Here is a 19,598-nt window from a genome sequence, read left to right on the forward strand (position 1 = left end):
CCAAAATGGGGAATATACTTCTCATCTTTTCGACATTTATTTTTTGAACTTTTCCAGTGCCTGTTTGGTGTTTGGGGACAGGGCCAATTTTCCGGAAGCTTCGGCTCGCTCCAAAAGAAGTTTGCCCCAATGCTCCGTACCTTCCCAAAGTACTTTTTTCATTTGTGATAGGGCCTCAGGGTTATAGGTGGCCAATTTTTGAAGGTGGATGTCCAATTCCTTGTCCATTTCCGAAATGGAGTCATACACCTTGGCATACAGCCCTTTTTCCTTGGCCCAATAGGCATTTTTCCACTCCGTGGGATAGAGGGAGAGCTCGGCCAGTGCGGCCTTGCCCATCTTGCGCTCCACGGCCGGTGCGATCACAAAAGGACCTATCCCAATGGAAATCTCGGACAGTTTGATGGCGGCCTCCACGGTGGCGTGGACATAATCGCAGGCAGCGGCCAGACCAACGCCTCCACCAACGGTTTTGCCCTGTACCCGACCGATGATGGGCTTGGGGCAATTGCGCATGGCGTTGATCACGTTGGCAAACCCGCTAAAAAACTGTTTGCCTTCTTCCAAATTGGAAATAGCCACCAATTCATCAAAGGAAGCACCGGCACAAAAGGCACGATCGCCTTCTGATTTTAGGACAACTATGGATACCTCATCGTTTGCGGCCAATTTTGCAAATTCCTTGGCCAAACGGTCCAACAATTCAGAAACAAAGGAATTGCTGGCAGGATGGCAAAACTCCACGGTGGCAATCCCGTTTTCTATTTTGGTGTATAAACTTCCGTTGACTCTATCTGTGGACATGTTTCAATTTACAATGAACAATAAGCAATTTACAATTATCTGAAATCTGATGTCCGACTTCTGATACTGCTAAATTAAGGGTTTTGGACCAAGGGCCTGAATTTTCGATCAAATTTCCAGAGCAGGGCAAATCCACGGATCAGCATCCAGACCACAAAGGCCACCCAGATGGCATAAAAGCCCCATCCCATAAACTTACCAAGATAGAGGCAGGGCACAAATCCCAAAAAGGTTGCGGTGAGCAGCACGTTCCGTAAATATTTCATTTCGCCCAACCCTTTGAAAAGACCATCGAACACAAAGGCCAACGTATTCATCGGCAGACCCAAAATCACAATATAGAATATGCCGTAAAACGTATCCAGTACCAAGGTGTCATTGGAAAACAGATATCCGATAGGGCGGTAGAACAGAAAACCACCCATCATCAAGACCAGGCTGACCACCATTCCGTAGAGCACTATTTTTTTGGCCAGTTTCCAAAGTCCTTCATAATCGCCTGCACCCAATAGTTTTCCACCCATACTGTTGCCCGCGGCGGCAAATCCATCTATAAAGAAAGCCGCGAACAACCATAGGTTGATGGCGATGGTGTGTGCCCCTATGAAACGATCACCCAACGAAGTGGCTTCGCGAACGGCCAAGATGAGGGCAACATTGAGGGAAATGGCCCGTACAAAAAGATTGAGGCTCATAAAAACCACCCGTTTTAGCTCTTTGTTGAGCGGAAAGATCAACCTCATACTGATTTCCGTCTTTTTCAGCAATAGGATGAAGGCCAATACGGCCATGATGGCCTGGGAAATCAAACTGGCCCATGCGGCGCCTTCCAGATACATGGCGGGAATCCATCCGTCAATCCCATAAACAAGGACAAAGTCGAACAAAACATTGAGCCCTGCCCCAAGCATGGCGATGACCATAGGGTAGAAGGTATTCTGCAGGCCCCTGAAAATACCGAAAACCGCAAAGGTGAACAGGGTGAGCGGAAAGCCCCAGACCCGGATGGAGTAGTACGAGATGCAATAGTCTAGGATTTTCCCAGAGGCGTTGAATAGTGTAAAGATTTCCTCGACCACAAAAACAGTGGACAACAGTACCACGATACTGAGCAAAATATTGAAGAAAATGGCCTGGGCGGGCAGGTTTTTCACTTCTTCCAGTTTTCCGGCGCCCAAATATTGCGAGATAATGGCCGATATGGAGCTTCGGGTCTGCCCCAATACCCAAATCAACATGGATAAAAAAGAACCCACGATGCCAGCGGCAGCCAAGGATTCCAAGCTATCCGTTGGGATGTTGCCCACAATGGCGGTATCCGTGATGGAGAGCAGGGGTTCCGCGATGCCCGATATGGTCGCTGGGATGGCGAGGCGGTTGATGCTCTTGAAGTTTACCTGAGTACTCAAATCGGCTGCAAGTTACAGCACCAATTCGTAACAATAAAAAGGATGGGGGCTTTGTTTGGGGAAGAAAATGTCCCCAAGTCTTTGATAGCCCCTTTTCTCATAAAATCTTTGGTTGCGATGGTTTTGCGAAAAGGTGTCCAAGCGAACAGAAACAAAATGTTGGTCTTTGGAATATGCTTCGGCAAAGTCCATCAATTGTTGCGCCAAGCCTTTACCCTGATGGTCGGGGTGTACGGAAAGCCGGTGGATGTAAGTGCTGTTGCCATTTGGGGTGAGCCATTGGATGGGGCGGTATTCGTCGTCCATGAACGTGGAAACTACAATGGTGCCCAAAATAGAACCATTATCCAGAATAACATAAAGTTCTCCCCGTTCCACATCATTTATGAAAGCGGCCTCGGAAGGGTAATGTTCGTTCCATTGATATATGCCATTTTGCTCCATTTTTATGGCACATGCCCGGGTAATGGACAAGATATTGGGGATTTCAGATATCTTTGCGGGTCGTATCATTGATTGATTTCAATTTAATTGTAAATTTAAGATTTAATCATAATCACCAAACCATGAACAACATCCTTGTACCTATTGGAACTTCTCCTGATTCATCACAAACTTTGCAATATGCCATAGACTTTGCCTCACATTTTGGCGCCAAGATTTTTGTGATGGATGTTTTTTCGGTCACTTCTGCGGTAGGAAGCTTGGCCAATGTGGAGGAGAAGGTAGCGAAGAGCAGCAAGGAGCACTTGAAGGAGGTGATAGATAAAGTGGACACCAAAGGAATCGACATCAAGATAGCCACCTATAACGGGGACATTGTGGATGGCGTGAACAGCATCAACAAGGAGCTTGGCATCGATTTGATCATCATTTCCCCTAAGAGCAATGACATCCAAGAAGAACTTTATTTGGGCAACACTTCCGGAAGGATCATCAAGCAGACCGATGTTCCTGCATTGATCGTCCCCAAAGGGACACAGTTCCAACCCATCAATAAAATATTGACCGCTTTTGGATCGGGAATTTTGAAGCGAAGAAGCATTTTGAACCCCTTGATCACCATAAAGAACAAGTTCAAGTCGGAGGTAAGCCTGCTATTGGTCAAAAGACCGGGCTATTCCGAAGCCGATCTGAAGGTGAACACAGCCCTTATGGATTTGAGCAAACAACTGACCATTACCGAGAATGCCACGACCTATTTGGGTGTCATGGAGCACTTCCAGAAAGAGCATCCCGATGTGCTGTGCGTGTTCCGAAGAAAAAGAGGATTCTTCAAAAAGCTATGGGAAAAGAACACCATCCGGAAATCCGAGTTTTATGTGCCGATTCCCGTACTGGTCCTGAGCGTTAAAAAAGACTAAGGAAGTCCCATAAATTTTGATACTTTTGGAAAAAGTGTTTCCTTTGCGCACGCTTTGGGGGATTAGCTCAGTTGGCTAGAGCGCTTGCATGGCATGCAAGAGGCCACCGGTTCGAATCCGGTATTCTCCACCAAAACAAAAAAAGCACCTCAAACGGGGTGCTTTTTTTATGGGTTTTTGTCAAATGGGGAATAGGATTGTTCGAATTTTTGTACTGTTAATTGGCTAGGGCGTTCCGAAGGCTTTCGGAAAGGCCACCGATGTTAAAGAGACGGCATTCTCCTCCAAGACGACAGACCTCTCGAACGAAGGTACTTTTTATGGAATTTGTTGTTTACTGTGTATTCACAATTTCTTCCCATAAGCACTACGGGGTAGTCCTTTTACAAAGGCATTTAGAGTGTAAAGCTGAACTGTTTCTTCCGTAAGTTCAGTCATACCTGGTAATTACCAATTCATTTTCTTTTAGATTGTTGTCTGATTCCAGAATCTCAGAATATTTTAGCTCCAAAGCAAAATTTTTGTTGTTGAACTCAAAAAGAAGGGGACCTATATCACCTGATCCGGAACTCCATGATATTTTTTTGTTGATGTCATCATTTAGGACTTGAAAATGATAAATAGTCATTTTCCACTTTGCTTGGTTTGGGCCTTGAACAGTTTCTTTTCCCATATACTGAATGGAAAAATCTGGAAAAAGGATTTCCTGTTTTAACTTGAACTTTACCTTAGAGTTGTAGTTGTTCATTTTTCCATTTTTAGGAGCAATACATGAACAAATGAATAAAATCACCAAAAATACAGTACACCGTTTAAGCATCTATTTACACCAATTTGACAACGATAAACTCCCGCACCCAATTCTCAATAAATTAAATATAGCATTTTTATTAGGGTGATAGGTCTACGCACAAAGAAGAGCTTTTCTCTTACTTTATCCTTTCCACTAGGATCTTGCTCAAGCCTTTGATATGCCTTCGTCCCGTTTTGAAGTCGGTTGGGGTCAGGATCAATATACTCTCCGGCATATCCTTGATGTCTTTCCCGTCCCTTGAGGTAATCACGAACAACTGGTCACCCGTCGGGGAATTGAATATTTCATTCCAAGAGTAGACCACTTTGTAATTGTCGATGGCAACAAAGGTCAGATAGAATTCGCTGAACCGCTTTGGGCTTTCTTCTTGCAGTTCCATATCGTCCAACAATTCCTTTACCAATATTCCCTTCAATTGTTTGGCTGTCCCTCGGGGCTCTCCCATGTGGTTGGTGATCACTACGTCCCCAATGGGTTTTGAAGGATGCTTTTCAATGTCGGTCATGGTGAACTTCAGTTCTTTTTTTACCAGCCCGCTAACGACGAATTCGGTGGTCGTTTCACTTTTTTGTCCCCAAACGGACATGGAAACGACAAATAAAAGTAGTAGGGACAGGTTTTTCATTTTCATTCCATTACAAATTTGGTTCTATAGATCTTGCTCAGGCCATTGTTGCTCCCGTAGATGTATTCCTGGAATTCTGAAATCGAACCAAAAGCTCTGGGTGCCATATTGTTCCTTCTGCTCGTGAAATACAAAAGTTGGTTTTTCTCATCATAAAATGGGCAGTATTCCATGTATTTGGTGTTGATGGGCGCCCCAATGTTTTCCGCTTTTGCCCAGTTGCCATTGGCATCTTTTCTGGAGATATAAAGGTCTCCACTTCCAAGGCCTCCTTCTTCATTGTATTTGGAAAACAGGAGATAATCTTCTTTTCTAGAGATAAACGCATTGAACTCATAACCAGGGCTGTTGATGTTTTCATCCAACAAAGCGGGGGTGGAATAGGTGCCATTTTCCCAACGAGAAAAATAAATATCATCTTTCCCTAGTCCATTGGGGGATTCCAAGGTGAAGTACAGGTTGTTGTTCTCACTGAGCGTCGGATAAAATTCGTTCAGATCTGAGTTGATGGGAGCCCCCAGATTCTTTGGTTTTGACCATTCCTCCCCTAAGCCATTTCGTTCCACGTACCAAATATCGAAATCTTTTTTTTCTTGTGCGGAATCGTCCAAAGGCCTATCGGAAACAAAATACAGACGTTTTCCGTCCATGGATAAGAAAGGCTCCAAATCCATATAGACATCAGAAAAAGGCAATAGTTCGGGTGTCGTCCATTCATTGTTCTTCTTTATGATACGGGCAATTTGGGAAATTTCCTGGAATGGGCTCTGGAGGGTAAAATAGGCCTCGTCCCCGCTTTCGGAAATGCAAAAATCACGAACATTGAGGAATTGGTTGAGTGTGCTACTAAACTGGACGATTTCATTATCGCCCTGTGCCGATATCCTGTTGGCCATCAAGACGAACAGTACCCATATTCCGATTCTTTTGATCATAATTTTAGATTTGTTTTTCCAGTAAATACTGATAATCAATACGGCTCTTCAATTTTTATCAATCCCTAGGAGCTTTATAAATGTAGCACTTTTCGACAGTATACCGATGCACTGTGTGCCTACCCTAAAATTAACCATCCTTTAGGATGGTTTTTTTGCTTTGAGCCATTTCATTTCCCAACTTTGGTATATAAAAACAATGATCATGGAATTGAAAGATAAAGTGGCCTACATCACGGGAGGCACTAAAGGAATAGGATACGGAATCGCAGAAAGTCTTCTGGCACAGGGCATGAAAGTGGCCATTAGCGGAAGGAGCAAACAAAGTGTTGACGCAGCCATCAAGAAGCTTGGTGATAGGGACCGAGTGCTTGGACTTGTGTCGGACGTGTCCCGATTGGAGGATGAGAAAAAGGCGGTCGAGGCCATTCTTGCTGCTTGGGGACAATTGGACGTGGTGATGGCCAATGCTGGGGTAGGCCACTTTGCGCCGATTGATGAAATGACGGAACAAGATTGGCACCAAATGATCGACACCAATCTCAATGGGGTTTTCCACACCCTGAAGGCTTCTGTTGAGGCGCTAAAAAAATCGGAAGGGTACTATATGACCTTGGCCAGTTTGGCCGGCACCAATTTTTTTGCCACTGCATCGGGCTATAATGCCACCAAGTTTGGCGTGGTCGGCTTCACCCAGGCGGCCATGTTGGACCTCAGACAATACAATATCAAGGTAACGACCATAATGCCCGGTTCCGTGGCCAGTCATTTCAACGACCATGAGCCATCGGAAAAAGATGCCTGGAAAATTCAGCCGGAAGACATTGGAAAACTTGTGGTGGATCTGCTGTTGATGCACCCTCGAACATTGCCCAGCAAAATTGAAGTGAGGCCTACGCGCCCGGACCTCAAATGATCAGTCCCTCTTCTCGGTGAACGGGATCTTGGGATCTAGAATGTCGTATATCAACTGATGGAGCTTGGCCTCAAAGGAAACAAGCGTGTTTTCTTCAATGAGCGGGTTTTTGTCCTCAACAAAGGAGAATAGCCCCTGTCCTAGATTCTTAAAGGAATAGATGCCTGCCAACAGTGAGGTTGCCCCATGCTTTTTGCGGTACATATGGGCGTAACAAAGCAGTTGAAAGGCCTTGCTCTTGTCATATTCGGTGATAAGTTCTTCCCAGTCCGTAATTTTGACGTTCTTGGGTTCTACCTTGCCTGTTTTGTAGTCAATGATCCTAATGGTCCCATCGATTTCATCCACACGGTCCAAAGTGCCTTTCAGCACTATGGGAAAGTCCAGCCCAGGAATGTTGAGGGGCACCTCATACTTTTCCTCCAAGGCCAATATTTTGATTGTGTGCCCTTTCAAGTTTTGCAGTTCCATGTCGATGAAATTCTGCAGATATTTTATGATGACATTGTACACCAAAAGGAACTTTCCTTTGGAAATGTCCACACCCGCAAGGCTTTTTTGAAAGTTTTGGGACACGGTTTCAGCAATCTGGGCCTTAAGGGCCGACATATTTTCTGTAGTCAGGATGGAATTGATCAGAGGGGTGTACAATTGTTCCAAACTGTCATGCACGATAGTACCAAAGGTATTTGCCGCAATGTTTTCCTCAACTTCTTCCAGGTCATTGATTTTCAGTATGTTCCTTTTATAGAAATCTATTGGATTCTTGATGTAATTGGTCAAGGAGGTGGGAGAAAATCCCTTTGCTGCAAAGGTCTTTAGGTCTTCCATCAACACGGTATCCTTGTCGATGTGCAAAAGTGGCCTGGCTTCTATTTTGATTTCAGGGGACGCAATGGCATGTTCCACATAGGGCCGTATGTTCGCATCCGTCAGCAATTGGGTGATGAGCCTGCTCTTTTCCCCTCCTTCCAATACATCTGGCTCCGTATTATAGATGATGTGCACATTCTTTGCGCGTTGTATGAGTCGATAAAAGTGATAGGTGTAAATGGCGTCCTTTTCCTTATAGGTGGGCAGACCATAATCCCGTTTTACATCAAAAGGGATGAAAGAATTGTTGGATTTACCCGATGGAAGGATGCCCTCATTGACGGAGGTGATGATGACAGTTTCAAAATCGAGGTTCCTACTTTCCAACATCCCCATCAGCTGAAGCCCAGTAAGTGGTTCGCCGATAAAATCCAAGATTTCTACGGATGACAGCTGTTTGAAGAGATTTTTGATGGACTTCAGTTCTGCCATAAAGTCCACTTTTTCCAAGTATTGCCCCAATTGGTTGAAAAGGGTATGGAAGCGGTAGAGATATTCCAGCTCAAGAGCATTTTCTTGGGATTGAAAGATAGCTTTCAAGTGCTGGATAAGCAATAGGCAATGATCTACCCATTCTTTGGGCGAAATGGATTTCTTGGGAAAGAGTAGTGCCAAGAGCTCTTTTGAGCCATCATAAGCGGAAAGCATATCCGGGGCCACATACAGCCAATTACCTTCCTTGATGTCCTTGGCCAACGTTTTGGCAAAATCTGTTTCTTCGGAAGCCGAAAGTACCGATACATATGGATTGGATATGAATTCCAGCACGTTTTTATAGAACCATCCTCTTTCAGAAACATTCAGGCAGAGTTCCAGATAGGTTAGGAAGAATGAATGCAGTACGGTTTTGTTCAGCGGATAGCCCATGGTGATGTTCACCTCGCCAATGGATGCTGGAACAGCTTTGAGCATGGGGTCCAGCAAGGTTTCGTCTGCCAGTACAAGGGCCGTGTTCTTTAGACCGTTCTTGTCTTTTGCCGCCAGTTCTTGTAGCAATTGGCCCACATATTTGGTCTGTGAGATATTTTTGGGAACCCCGGTAATGGCTATTTTTTTGGGCGACAGAAAACTATCCTGTGTCGTTATTTGGTCCTGGTTTTTGAGATAGGGCCATTCACGCTGATAGTTTCGGATAAAGAGCCCGGCATCATGGATGGGGTCGTTTAGGAAATAGGCGTCGATGTCCCAATAGATGTACGCATTCCCCTGTTCCAGATAATGCTGAATGATTTGGGACTCTGCATTGTTGAGCGCATTGAAACCAACAAAAATAACAGGATTGGCACTTGAGGCTTTTGACTGTTCGGACAAGCTTTGAACGGCAATCCTTTGGATAAGACCTTGATAGCCTGTTTTTTGGTTTAAAAGGGCAGAAGTGAATTTCCCATACATGCTCTCCAATTTGCCCCAAAGCTGAAGATAATTCTCAACGAGTTCCGTTTTTTCCTTTTGAAGGGACCAGTGGTTCAGTTCCTTTATGGCGGAAAGGTAGTTGAGGATGTCCTTGGCAGGAATCAGATAACCATCGATCTCATTGAAATCATGGAGAAGCGTCTGTCCCCATTTGATAAAGGATGAAAAATCCTCATGTTGATGGATATCGGCATCTTTATAAACGGCATATAGGTTGAACAACAGATCCACATTGCTCGATTGTGAAAGTCCGGTGAGGGCTTCTATGAATTCCTGTATGGATAGGGTCTGTGGGCTGAACACACTCTTGGACAGTCTTTTTGAAATGTGTTTTTTCAAGAAGGTCCCCGAACGTTTGCTGGGTAGCACGAAGATGCATGAAGCAATGTCCAGTTGCTTTTTTTCCAGATCGTCCAGGACATGTTCAAGGAATGTTGTGTGCATATATAAAAATAAAAAAGGCTCCCGGAACGGGAGCCTTTTGAAAAGAAAACTTTAGGTTTCCTTATTATTTTACCAAGTTGATTTCAACTCGTCTGTTTTGCTTTCTACCAGCAGCTGTATTGTTGGTGGCGATAGGCTTAGCCTCACCGTAACCGATAGCTGTCAATCTGCTTGAAGAGATTCCTTTGTCAATCAAGAAGCTTCTTACTGAGTTGGCTCTTTCTTCAGATAGTTTTTGGTTCAAGCTCTCGCTACCAACGCTATCAGTGTGACCTTCTACAGTGAACTTGGCATTAGGATACTCGTTCAAGATTTGGATGATGTCAACCATTACAGAAGTAGATTCTGCCTTGATGGAAGATTTACCAGTATCGAACAAGATAGTCCTTGCGTAGTCGTTCAATTGCTTCTGAACTTCTTCAGTTACTTCTGGACAACCTTTGTTGGCAACAGTACCAGCAACTTCTGGACACTGATCGTCTTTGTCAAGTACACCATCACCATCAGTATCAGGCCATGGGCAACCTTTGTTGGCAGAAGGACCAGCTTCGTTAGGACAAGCATCGTCCTTATCGGCAACACCATCACCGTCAGCATCAGGACATCCGCCTAGGGCAGGAAGACCAGCTTCGTTAGGACAAGCATCATCTTTATCGGCAACACCGTCACCGTCAGAATCAGGACATCCGTTCATTTCTTTGGAACCAGCTTCGTTAGGACAAGCATCTTTGGAATCCTCGATACCATCACCGTCAGAATCAGGACATCCGTTGAAAGCTTCCAAACCAGCTACTTCTGGACAAGCATCGTCTTTGTCATAGATACCGTCACCATCAGTGTCAGTACCACCAAACTTGATGCTAAGACCAGCCAAATGTTGGAAATGTTTAACCAAGTAATCTTCGAAAGCGTGCTTGTACTGTGTTTGAAGGGTCAAACCGATGTTTTCAGAAAACCAGATGTTCAAACCAACACCTCCGTTTGCAGTACCAGCTCCAATTTCATCAACCCAAGTGTAACCACCGCCGATTTCAACGAAAGGATCAAGGGTTGTGTTCTTAAGGAAGTTATATTTGATGGTACCATCTATAGCGTAGTGTGAAAGGTCATCTACAGAAACATCACCGATTTTTTCGATTCTGTTCAAGGAACCTCTAGCTCCAACAGAGAATCCATCACCGATGTACTTGGACACACCAACGTAAGATACAGAAGGCAAGATGTTCCAGTGGTCAGAGACGTTGAAGTACTCATCGAACAATGTAGTACTTGAAAACGGGTTGTTTTCATCATTGGTAGGGTAAGCATCTATTGCATTCACTCCAATGCTCACTTGCCATGGATTATTCTCGTCTTGCGCTTGTATGTTGTTAAACCCTACAAATACTAGGGCAACAACCAATAATTTGCTAAGATGTTTCATGCTCAAAATTTTAAGTTTAAGTGTTTATCAGCTGCAAATGTAAGTTGTTAAAAACTATTAACAAAATCAAATTTTCTTTTTTTTTAACGCATTACATGGAACTTTTGCAGCATTTAAACGATTTTTAGAGATTTTCCAACTTTCGTAAATGCATTTATTGCATGGTCTAAATGGTGCTTTTCGTGGGCGGCCGATAATTGCACCCGGATTCGCGCCCTGCCTTTGGGCACCACTGGATAGAAGAAACCGATGACATAAATCCCTTCATCCAAGAGCATATCGGCCATTTTTTGGGAGAGTTTGGCATCGTAGAGCATTACCGGTACAATGGCGGAATCCCCATCAATAATGTCAAAACCAGCTTCCTTCATCCCTTTTTTGAAATATTCCGTATTGCTCTGGAGTTTGTCGCGTAATGAAGTGTCCTTGTCCAACATCTCAAAGACCTTGATGGACGCCCCTACAATGGCCGGAGCCAACGAATTGGAGAACAAATAGGGCCTGGAACGCTGGCGAAGTATCTCGATAATCTCCTTTTTCCCAGTGGTGTAGCCACCCATAGCCCCGCCCAAGGCCTTGCCCAAGGTTCCGGTAATGATGTCGATGCGGTCCATGACGCCCTTTTCTTCCAAGGTTCCACGCCCTGTTTGGCCAATGAAACCTGCAGCATGGCATTCATCGATCATGACCATGGCATCATATGTATCGGCAAGGTCACAGATCTTGTCCAATGGTGCCACAAGTCCGTCCATGGAAAAGACCCCGTCGGTCACAATGATCTTGAACCGTGCACCGTCTTTCACACTTTGCTTCAACTGCTCCTCCAGATCGGCCATGTCATTGTTGGCATACCTGTAGCGCATGGCCTTGCACAAACGTACCCCATCTATGATGGAAGCATGGTTCAGCGAATCGGAAATGATGGCATCCTCAGCGGTCAACAAGGGTTCGAACACCCCACCATTGGCATCGAATGCCGCCGCATATAATATGGTATCCTCCGTGCCATAAAAATCAGCGATCTTTTGTTCCAGTTCCTTGTGGATGTTCTGTGTGCCGCAGATGAACCTTACGGATGACATCCCGAAGCCGTGTGTGTCCATGGCATCCTTGGCCGCTTGGATCACATCGGGGTGGGAGGACAGTCCCAAATAATTGTTGGCGCAGAAGTTGATGACCTCCTGCCCTGTGGAGATTTTTATCACGGCCCCTTGGGGAGAGGTAATGATCCGTTCTTTTTTATACAGGCCCGCTTCTTCAATTTCTTTCAACTCTTGGGCCAAATGTTCTTTGATGTTACCGTACATATCTTTAATTCGTTTTACACAAAAATAGGTTCTATTTGCTGGTCAATATAAACAATAATGGAATGTTTGATGGTATGGCCCATTTCCTTTAGGATATCCCCATATTGGCTGATCTGTTCTTTGTGGGATGGAGAGGGCTTGCCCGTTTTGTAGTCGATGATGGTGGCCTCGTTTCCGGAAATGACCATCCTGTCCGGGCGAAGCGAAGGGCCGTTTGCCGTCAGGATCTCCTGCTCGTTCCATATTTGGGGGCCTTCCTGAAAGAAAGCCTGTAATTTGGGATGGTCCACCACGGCCATGATTTTTTGTTTGATATCAACCGCCGCCCCTTTTGAACAATGCCCTTCCCGCTCCAATCGCTCTAAAACAGGGTCAACATCGGCTACCGTTCGGATTTGACTCAATGCAAAATGGACGAGGTTTCCCAGTTCAATGGCCTCCATACGCCCATCGTCCCACATACGGCCCGATTTGGTGGAAATGGTGAATGCCGTATCCGCTTTGGGCCGGGTAATGTAGGGGATATGGTTATCCTTGGAACTGGCAGGGGTACTGCCCTGTTCTTTTTTGGGGAACGTCCCGACGGTATATACACCGGAGTCGTTTTCAGGAATACCCTTTTGCTGGATGTACCACAGAAAAAGGTCGGTGTATGAAGTGGCAGAATCAATGGAGGAAAGGGTCTTGGTCGTTTCCGAGATCACGAACAGGCCTTTTACCGGCCGGGTCAGGGCCACGTAGAGCACGTTCATCGAATCCAGCAAGGTTTTCTGCTCTTCTTCCATATATTTCAGTTGGGCAATCTCATTGTACTCCAACATATCCTTATTGTTGTTGATGAGAAATTCATCCAGACCCAAATCCGTTTCATTTTGGGGAACGGGCACCCATGATTTCTTTTTCTTTCGCTTATCGTCCAGTAAGGCATTGGCAAAGGGAAAGATCACAAAGGGAAATTCCAGGCCTTTGGCCTTGTGGATGGTCATGATCTTCACTGCATCCACACCATCGGGTGCAGCTATGGACAACGATTCTTTTTTTACCTCCCAATAAGTAAGGAAAGCATAGATGCTGGGGCCTTCCCTTTTTTCAAGATCCAGGACCTCGTCCATCAAGAACGAAATGTGCGCCACTGAGCCCTCGGCAAGGCCAAAATGTATTATGGCTCGCTCCAGAATGTTGAAAACGGACTCTCCTTTCAGTCGGTCAATATGGAAGTCATACCCGTTGGCCAGAAAGCGGGCCACATGCTCCAAGTTTTTGGAGATGATCTGGTGCCTTTCCGTACTTTCTTTGGACAGGTACAATAGAATATGGTATGCCGCGTCCCGGTCCAGTATGTTTTCAAAGATCCGGAGGATGGAAATCAGGAAGGTTACCTTTTCATTGTTGTCCAGCAATAGGGCATCCGAAGAAATAATGGGAATGTTTTGCTGCGCCAAGAAATCGGCCAACACCATCCCTTTTTTATTGTCCCGCACCAGCACACAAATGTCCGAGAACGAATGGCCTTCCAAGGTGATCTTCTGGATGGTTTCCAATACCTTGGTGCAATAGGCCTCATCCTTGTTCTCCACATCCTTGTCCAAAAAGGACAGTTCCACATACCCTCCGGGCCTATGGTTCGTTTTTTGGTGGGAGTCGTTCAAGAATAGGTTTCGATAATCCTCATTGCCAAGGACAGGGGCCACTTCTGTAAAAAAGCCATTGTTGAAACTCACGATTTCATCACAGCTCCTCCAGTTGGTGTCCAGGGAATGGATACTGGGCTCCACTGTAAAAGGATGTGCCTTTCCAGTGAGCAGGTCAAGGAACTGTTCGGCCCGCCCGCCCCGCCATCGGTAAATGGCCTGTTTCACATCGCCTACCAAAAAAAGAGAACCCCGTTCCTGTCTTTCGGTCTCGCTCTCCAAAGCGTTGCCGATCAGTGGCACCAAATTGTCCCATTGCATTTTGGAGGTGTCCTGGAACTCATCAATGAAATAATGACGGTACTTTTCGCCCATCCGTTCATAAATGAAAGGCACGGGCTGGTCCTTGATCTCTTTGGAGAGGATGGAATTGAGGGAGGAAATGGGAACAATGTCCCGATCCAACTCTATGTTTTTGATTTCTTTGGCAATTTCGTTCAAGACGGTCATCGGTACGATATTGCCATATACATTTTTCAGATAGCTGTGCCGATAGACGAGTTGCTTGATGGCCAGATAGTGCTCCAAAATAAAAGCGGCCAGACCGGACACATCCCTTTTATCTGCGGCTTTGAGCAACTTGCCATCAACAAGTTTGGTTTCCAGTGTTTTACTGGTATAGATGTTTTTGGGGTTGCATTCCCCATCCATCATTCTTTGGAAATGATTGGGCAGCGTTTGTCGGGGAAAATCACCCATATCGAACCCTTGGCGTTCTATTTCCTGAAGTACATTTTGGGCGCGTTGTTTTATCTTTTCCTCGAGGGCCTTACTTTCCGATGCCAATCGTTGTTGGATGTCCTGAAAGTCCCCAATGGTCTTGGTGCGCAGTGGCCCTATATGTTCCGCATGGTTTTCCTGGAACAGCAGTTTCCCGATTTCCACAAGGTCATAGGCAATGTTCCAGCTTTTGTCGTCATCGATTTTCTCGAGGGAGAAGGCGATGAGGACTTCGGTCAGTTTTTCATCATCACCGGCCCGTTCCAGCAATCTTCCCACAGCTTCTTCCAAAAGCAGGTCCAGATTCAGCTCTACCTCGAAATTTTGCGACAGTTGCAGGTCACGGGCAAAGGTCTTGATGATCTTATGGTTGAACTTGTCAATGGTCGATATCTCAAAAAAAGAGTAATTGTGGAGGATACGTTTTAAGATCAGCGAGGCCTTTTTTCGCAATTGCTCCTCGTTCAAAGAAAGCTCATCACAAAGTGACAAGAACAGGCCTTGCTGTTTTTCGGGTACGGGGTCCTGCCCAAAAGCATAGAGATTGTCCAAGATCCGGGTCTTCATTTCGTCCACGGCCTTGTTGGTAAAGGTAATGGCCAAAATTTGGCGGAACTTCGAGGGGGAATCGTTGGACAGTAACAATTTGATATACTCCTTGGCCAAGGCATAGGTTTTGCCCGAACCTGCCGACGCACTGTATATTTTAAAATGTGATGCCTCCAAGGAGATTTTTGTTGCAAAATACGGATTCCGAGCTTTAACTTAACAGGGATTTAGCGGAATATGTTTGTTAAAACCCGTATTTTTACAGGAATTAAGTACTAACATAAAAACACAAATATTATGGCTTTTGAATTACCAAAGTTACCGTATGCGTACGATGCGCTGGAACCACATATAGACGCTAGGACCATGGAGATCCACCATACCAAGCACCACAATGGCTACACGACCAATTTGAACAATGCCATTGCTGGCACCGATTTAGAAGGAAAGGACATCATGGATATCCTGTCCAACTTGGATATGAACAACGGTGCCGTGCGAAACAATGGTGGAGGTTTTTACAACCACTCACTTTTCTGGGAAGTAATGTCCCCCAATGGAGGTGGTACGCCAAGCGGAGACCTTGCAACGGCCATTAACGATGCTTTTGGCTCTTTTGATGCTTTCAAGGAAAAATTTGCCGCAGCTGCCGCAACCCGTTTTGGTTCTGGATGGGCATGGTTATGTGTGCACAAGGGTGGAAAATTGGAAATCTGTTCCACGCCCAACCAAGATAACCCCATCATGCCCAATGTAGGCTGTGGAGGACAACCCATTTTGGGATTGGATGTTTGGGAGCATGCCTATTATTTGAACTACCAGAACAGGAGACCCGATTATATTTCGGCCTTCTTCAATGTGGTGAACTGGGACAAGGTTTCAGAAAACTACAAGGCCGCCAAATAGCGGAAAAGCATTCCTTAAAAAGAAAAGCCGTGCACTTGTGCACGGCTTTTTTGTTTCCAAACCATTGATAAATAGAAAAGGGCGAGGAAGCCCCCGCCCTTTTCGTCCCAAATCTTACCATAAACTTAACCTACTTATGCTATGGCGGGACTAAAATACTGGTATTGTGTAAAATAACAAAGGCTTTTGGGGAAATTTTTGCTTTTTGTAGAAAAAAGAAAACGTGCAGTTCGTCGATAAAATGGATAAATCCTTGGTAGTCAAACATAAAGAAGGCGGAGCATGCTCCGCCTTCTTTCCCCAAATCTTACCATGAACTTAACCTACTTATGCTATGGTCCTCCAAATGTACACCAAGGGGCAGCAGGCCTGATAAATTTTTGGATGAAACTCGCTTAAATGCGTTGAAGTGTACAACTTGGGCCAATAATTGACATTTGTCAAGAAAAGAAGTGATTTTCCAGATTGGGTATGGTAGAAAATAAAAAAGGTGGAAGAGATTCCACCTTTTTTGCCTTTTGCTCCTGCTACTTTCAAAAATGGATTTGTGAACGACATGAAGATGGTGCTAGCAGGGACGTTCCAGGTTCAATCCTCCAAATCATCCAGAGAAAAAACAATTCGCAATTCTCGGTCATGACTCTCAAAATTTAAACCTTTTACTGGATGATTGTAAATTTTCAATGTAGCATTATCCGCCCCAGTACTCCTTTCAATTTTTAAATACCAACTGATAGTCCTCGTGTCCTTATATTCTTCAACTGTAGGTATTGGAAGATTTGCAATTATTTTTTCTGCCTCTTCACTGTACTCTTTGGGTAAGGATATCCCATGTTTTTCGAAAAAAAATACGCTAGGACTTGATACAGAAAAAGAACCATATGTTTCCTTTACTTTCTGATAAAACAAAGTAGCGTTATCCGTAAGTATTTGCATGCCAAAACTTTTAATTTTCTCGTCATGGGTCAGATAAAATGAGGCAAACGAAACTGGATAGCCCAAAAATGTCATAGGAGGTTCATTTTTAGGCTCATAATAATAATCACTTTTATATTCAATGTCCAGATTATCATAATCCTCTTCATTCACTGATCTAAAATCAATATTTTTAATCATAATGAAATCCTTAGATAATATGCTTTCATTCAATTGTGCATACCCCATCATATGTGAAACAATTAGAAATAAGTAAAAAATCAATCTATTCATCAAAGCGATTTAAACAAAGACTAACAATCTGGTCTTGTTAAACGGTACATACACCTTGTCTTTAGGACAGTTTTTTCACAAAACATATTATTTCCAGCCGCTCACTTAAATAGATCAATGGGACTTTATTGGGTATCCCCAGCGTATCCCTTAAGAAATCCAATCGCTGAGAATATAATTGGCCTTCCATCTTTTATCAATCTTTTTGAAAATTATCAAATCTCCACCCCCTACGCTTTCTACATACATTAGAGCATACTTTCCATCTTTTGATAAAATGGGGACAGAGAGAGTCAAAGTATTAAAATCATGTTTTTTGGAGATTGTAATGTCACCGAGCGCTCCTTTATTAAAATTTATTCTCTTAACTGATTGGGCTTTTGATTTAAGTCGTATCATCTCCTCTTCATCAAAAATTTTTTTAAATTCAACTCCAAATTTTTTTTCAATGATATCATGGGAACTGTTCAATTCACTGTAGTTGATCAAATCAACTAAAGTTGAACTACTGGAAGGTTTGACCAAAGGTTTAAAGAACAATTTTTTCTCCTTTTTGTTTTCAAAATAGGTATAGATAACCTCGTATTGCTCCAAGGTTATTTCTTGAATACCATGGGTGCTTTTACAGTTCAAGCCAAAGAGAATTGCAACAGAACAGATTAAATATTTTATTTCTTTCATATTCTTATGTTTCAAGATTATGGACATTTGATTCCTTTTGCATTGCTATTGGCAGGATAAGCAGCATTTCCTTCATTTTTATTGGCATTCTTAATTGAGCTTTGTCTTGATAAAGATAATTTGTTAAAGGCAGTTGTATTTAGCATATCACCTGACCATGCCAAGTTTTTATAATATTCAATGCTCTGTTTATTATTATCCCAAACTGATAACGAATGTCCAATGGCATCGGCAAATTGTGTCATTATGTTATGTTGTGCAGTATTTGTGGTATACCCCTTGGTTGAGACATAATCGTAGAATAATTGACTGAAAGGAGCTGAGCTATAATTTTGAACAGAATAACTCAAATATGCATGTAAAGATTCGTGTATTATTGTTCTTGCTATCGCCAATTGAGTTGCATTTTTTACAAAGTCTTCATCCAAAACTATATCAAATGTAACTTCACCTTTATTAGGTGTATTTGGATTTGGATCAGTATATGCATTCCTTTTTAAACCTCCAGAGGTAGTGGCATCAGCAACCTTAAAATTCAAATGGTAGTTTGTGCTACCATCAAACATATCTATGATGGTTTGCGATAAATGTCCCGTACCTGCAAGTTGGCCAATATTGGGTACAGTAAGGTTTTGCATATCCTTTGTTTTTAATTTGTTAATAATGCCTTTTACACATGGGTCCACAGATACATCTACACCAATTTTTTCATCATCCTCATTAATGGGCAGCAGCGTCTCCTCCTCAGGGCAGTCCGCACTCTTGCCCGTCAACGCCCTTTTCCATGTGCCGTCCGTCCCAAAGTCGCCGAACCTGCCCTCGCCCACTTCCACGAAGGGCTCTCGCCCTCCCGAACCCCCGCCATTGTCCGGGGCATAGGTGTTCCAATATTGGTAGTCGCTCCCCGGGTCGTGGTCCGTGCCCCCGTTGGAGCTCCCGCCACTGTTGTTTCCCCCGCTGCCACCGTTCCCGTTCCCGTCAGCGATCGCCTCGTAGCAGGGCTCGGGGGTGCCGCCCGTCCTGCCCTCCTGCATGTTCTGCAGGCCAAAGGTCTCCAGATTGTACAGACCAATCTTTCCCCTGAACGGCTTTTCCTGTCTTGGCCCTGCCGCGTACTCGGGCCAGTAGTCCTCGTCCACTTCGTAGCGTAGCACAAAGGGCTCGTTCTGCACCCCATCGTGGGTCTGTTTGCCCACCACGTTGTAGAACACGTTGTGGGGCGTTCCGGGCACGTACATCCTCAGGGAGTAGGTCCTGTTCCCCACGGAGTCCGTCACGGCCAGTACACGGCTGCCGTCCAGCACAATGTCCCCACCTTCGCTTTTGGAGGCCCATCCCATTTTGGAGCCCCGCTTTTCTATGGCCCCAACAAGTTGGGGCAGTTCGTCAATGGTCAGGGATTCTAGCCTGACGTTCCTGTCGTCCGTTTCCTGGTTTGGTTCCGGATAGGTGGCTTCCTGTTTTTCACAGGCCATGAGCAGGGCCAGTAGCATTACCGGTAGTAGGTTTTTCAAT

At 44.5% G+C, this 19,598-nt stretch carries 15 protein-coding genes and 1 tRNA gene; 4 read left to right on the plus strand and 12 right to left on the minus strand.

Annotated elements, in window-relative coordinates:
• Positions 1 to 36: 36 nt before the first annotated feature.
• The 3 genes from D2V93_RS03185 to D2V93_RS03195 all read right to left on the minus strand — a co-directional run bounded on the left by D2V93_RS03185 (position 37) and on the right by D2V93_RS03195 (position 2,726).
• On the minus strand, positions 37 to 804 hold the full coding sequence (locus D2V93_RS03185; RefSeq protein ID WP_119618361.1) for an enoyl-CoA hydratase/isomerase family protein: 768 nt from the start codon (positions 802 to 804) through the stop codon (positions 37 to 39).
• 74 nt (positions 805 to 878) lie between these two features.
• Positions 879 to 2,213, minus strand: a complete 1,335-nt coding sequence (locus D2V93_RS03190; protein WP_119618362.1) for an MATE family efflux transporter — start codon at positions 2,211 to 2,213, stop codon at positions 879 to 881.
• Between the two features lie 12 nt (positions 2,214 to 2,225).
• A complete protein-coding gene (locus D2V93_RS03195; RefSeq protein WP_119618363.1) occupies positions 2,226 to 2,726 on the minus strand; it encodes a GNAT family N-acetyltransferase in 501 nt (166 codons plus the stop codon).
• A gap of 53 nt (positions 2,727 to 2,779) precedes the next feature.
• Between D2V93_RS03195 and D2V93_RS03200 the strand changes: the two genes are divergently transcribed.
• Positions 2,780 to 3,577, plus strand: a complete 798-nt coding sequence (locus D2V93_RS03200) for a universal stress protein (protein WP_119618364.1) — start codon at positions 2,780 to 2,782, stop codon at positions 3,575 to 3,577.
• A gap of 56 nt (positions 3,578 to 3,633) precedes the next feature.
• Positions 3,634 to 3,710: transfer RNA gene (locus D2V93_RS03205), tRNA-Ala, on the plus strand.
• Between the two features lie 796 nt (positions 3,711 to 4,506).
• Here the strand turns inward: D2V93_RS03205 and D2V93_RS03215 are convergent.
• Together D2V93_RS03215 and D2V93_RS03220 are read right to left on the minus strand one after the other, a co-directional pair.
• Entirely contained in the window at positions 4,507 to 5,022 is a 516-nt protein-coding gene (locus D2V93_RS03215) for a molybdopterin-binding protein (protein ID WP_119618365.1), read from the minus strand.
• Positions 5,019 to 5,951 (minus strand): TolB family protein, encoded by a 933-nt coding sequence (locus D2V93_RS03220; RefSeq protein ID WP_119618366.1) that lies wholly within the window; start codon positions 5,949 to 5,951, stop codon positions 5,019 to 5,021. The genes D2V93_RS03215 and D2V93_RS03220 overlap by 4 nt, the downstream gene beginning before the upstream one ends.
• Before the next feature lie 205 nt (positions 5,952 to 6,156).
• Here D2V93_RS03220 and D2V93_RS03225 point away from each other — a divergent pair, with 205 nt between their 5' ends.
• Positions 6,157 to 6,867, plus strand: a complete 711-nt coding sequence (locus D2V93_RS03225) for an SDR family oxidoreductase (RefSeq protein WP_119618388.1) — start codon at positions 6,157 to 6,159, stop codon at positions 6,865 to 6,867.
• On the opposite strand, the gene D2V93_RS03230 is transcribed toward D2V93_RS03225, so the two are convergent.
• From D2V93_RS03230 to D2V93_RS03245, 4 genes are all read right to left on the minus strand, one after another.
• The gene (locus D2V93_RS03230) at positions 6,868 to 9,597 is read right to left on the minus strand and encodes a PD-(D/E)XK nuclease family protein (protein ID WP_119618367.1); all 2,730 of its coding nucleotides are present in this window, start codon (positions 9,595 to 9,597) and stop codon (positions 6,868 to 6,870) included.
• Between the two features lie 64 nt (positions 9,598 to 9,661).
• Positions 9,662 to 11,020, minus strand: a complete 1,359-nt coding sequence (locus tag D2V93_RS03235; RefSeq protein ID WP_072876304.1) for an OmpA family protein — start codon at positions 11,018 to 11,020, stop codon at positions 9,662 to 9,664.
• Between the two features lie 113 nt (positions 11,021 to 11,133).
• Positions 11,134 to 12,327 (minus strand): glycine C-acetyltransferase, encoded by a 1,194-nt coding sequence (gene kbl, locus D2V93_RS03240; protein WP_119618368.1) that lies wholly within the window; start codon positions 12,325 to 12,327, stop codon positions 11,134 to 11,136.
• Positions 12,328 to 12,341: 14 nt separating this feature from the next.
• Positions 12,342 to 15,464: a UvrD-helicase domain-containing protein gene (locus D2V93_RS03245; RefSeq protein WP_119618369.1), complete on the minus strand. Its 3,123-nt coding sequence runs from the start codon at positions 15,462 to 15,464 to the stop codon at positions 12,342 to 12,344.
• 120 nt (positions 15,465 to 15,584) lie between these two features.
• On the opposite strand from D2V93_RS03245, the gene D2V93_RS03250 reads away from it, so the two are divergent.
• Entirely contained in the window at positions 15,585 to 16,193 is a 609-nt protein-coding gene (locus tag D2V93_RS03250; protein WP_119618370.1) for a superoxide dismutase, read from the plus strand.
• A 588-nt stretch (positions 16,194 to 16,781) separates the two neighbouring features.
• On the opposite strand, the gene D2V93_RS03255 is transcribed toward D2V93_RS03250, so the two are convergent.
• From D2V93_RS03255 to D2V93_RS18595, 3 genes are all read right to left on the minus strand, one after another.
• Positions 16,782 to 17,402 carry a hypothetical protein gene (locus tag D2V93_RS03255; protein ID WP_119618371.1) on the minus strand — a complete coding sequence of 207 codons (621 nt, stop codon included), beginning with the start codon at positions 17,400 to 17,402 and terminating at the stop codon, positions 16,782 to 16,784.
• A gap of 150 nt (positions 17,403 to 17,552) precedes the next feature.
• On the minus strand, positions 17,553 to 18,083 hold the full coding sequence (locus D2V93_RS03260) for a hypothetical protein (protein WP_147377354.1): 531 nt from the start codon (positions 18,081 to 18,083) through the stop codon (positions 17,553 to 17,555).
• Positions 18,084 to 18,100: 17 nt separating this feature from the next.
• The coding region (locus tag D2V93_RS18595; RefSeq protein WP_220473614.1) for a hypothetical protein at positions 18,101 to 19,598 on the minus strand (1,498 nt) is incomplete at its 5' end.

Origin of the sequence: Flagellimonas taeanensis, assembly GCF_003584105.1 — a bacterium.
Classification (GTDB): Bacteria; Bacteroidota; Bacteroidia; order Flavobacteriales; family Flavobacteriaceae; genus Flagellimonas; species Flagellimonas taeanensis.